General features: G+C 27.8%; 2 protein-coding genes and 1 pseudogene. All 3 read right to left on the bottom strand.

Translation table 11 applies throughout. The features are described 5' to 3' along the window. Positions 1-509: pseudogene (locus T473_RS0115570) on the bottom strand (hypothetical protein); the annotation flags it as partial. Next, positions 503-964 (bottom strand): hypothetical protein, encoded by a 462-nt coding sequence (locus tag T473_RS0115565; protein ID WP_024620204.1) that lies wholly within the window; start codon positions 962-964, stop codon positions 503-505. The pseudogene T473_RS0115570 and the gene T473_RS0115565, both read right to left, overlap by 7 nt. Positions 965-1,029: 65 nt before the next feature. Further along, on the bottom strand, positions 1,030-1,415 hold a 386-nt coding region (locus T473_RS18735; RefSeq protein ID WP_024622617.1), incomplete at its 5' end, for a hypothetical protein.

Here is a 1,415-nt window from a genome sequence, read left to right as displayed (position 1 = left end):
ATTAATTCTCTTTCCTCTTTTGTACCTGTCTGTTCAACCCAGTCATCTTCTTGATCTTCAATAACTTCTTTTTTATTGACATAAAACATTTCTAAAATAATATCCATTAATAAATCAAAATTATCTTTGTTTATTACAACTTCTCTCTTCTTAATCAATAAAGATCTCTGAATGAGATCATCTGATTCACTTGGGTTAACAAATACTATATCTTTATCTATATTGTCTAATTGATAAATTAATTTTAAAGTCCGTAACATCTTCTCAAATACATTAAGATCTTTAATTATATAATCAATACCATAAGATAAATCAAATCTGCATTCAATATCCAATCCTAAATCCATAAAGTTGTTATAAATTTTCTCAACTGCAATAAATGGATTCACTATATCATTGTTAGTCATGTCTTGATCAATTAGTTCGTTAATGGTTGGTTGTTGTAGAATCCCAAGATTATATTTTCTTAAATCAATATCTTTACCTGTTATGTAATAATTCTCTAGCATTCTGATATCTCTCCAAAATGGTCAATAGAAAAAACCCCTCTAAAGCCTGTATATTCAGAAGGCATGTTATATGAAGGGCTTATTCCATCTAAAGTTATATTACCTATCCCAAGACTTTTTCTTGTTAATAATTTTGAAACACATGTTATTAACCCAACATCTCTAAGACCGATTAAAGAATCTCTACAGCTATTATGGCAAACAACACCTACTTCGATTTTTGTTACATCTATTACCTTACTTTTTTCAAACCTTCTTGAAAATGGTAGATAGTTATAAAGTGTAATATATACCCAAATATCGCCTTCGTTTAATACTTGATCAACTCGTCTATTGAAAAATACTTTTTTGTTTTTCAACTTCGGAATTGTGTTTTCAATATCAGGCAAATCCATTATATTATCATTTAATTCTTTACTATAAACTAGGAATTTAGCGAAATCTTGATTTTCCATTAAGATTTTTCCAACTTGTATAATAGCTTCATTGGGAAATCCATAAATAATACTAATAATATCACCTACATTCTTAGAGTTATAGTTTTAACATCTATAATCTCATTATTTTCATCTTGAGCTATTAAAGTAAATTGCTCACCTACTGTTTTCATGCCACCCATGGATTTTAGCGTACATTTGTTATTGTCACTATTTATTATTTTCACAATATTGTCTAATTCTTTTTCATCGAAAACCCAATTTACTAAGCCACTATGTTCAATTTTGTATTCTGAAGTTGATGAAACATAAAGCATATCTTCTCCATATATAATTCCTGGAATCATTTCTTCTGAGCTTTCATCTTTATTCCACGCAATATTTTCATCGAAACCATCTTTTTGTATTAAAGCAGTTTGTAAAACTAAGTTTTTAATTAATCCTGGATATTCAAAATCATTAATGTGAG

Source organism: Clostridioides mangenotii TR, assembly GCF_000498755.1.
GTDB classification, from domain to species: Bacteria; Bacillota; Clostridia; order Peptostreptococcales; family Peptostreptococcaceae; genus Metaclostridioides; species Metaclostridioides mangenotii_A.
Note: the sequence above shows the minus strand (reverse complement) of the source record. Positions and strands in the feature narration are given on the sequence as shown.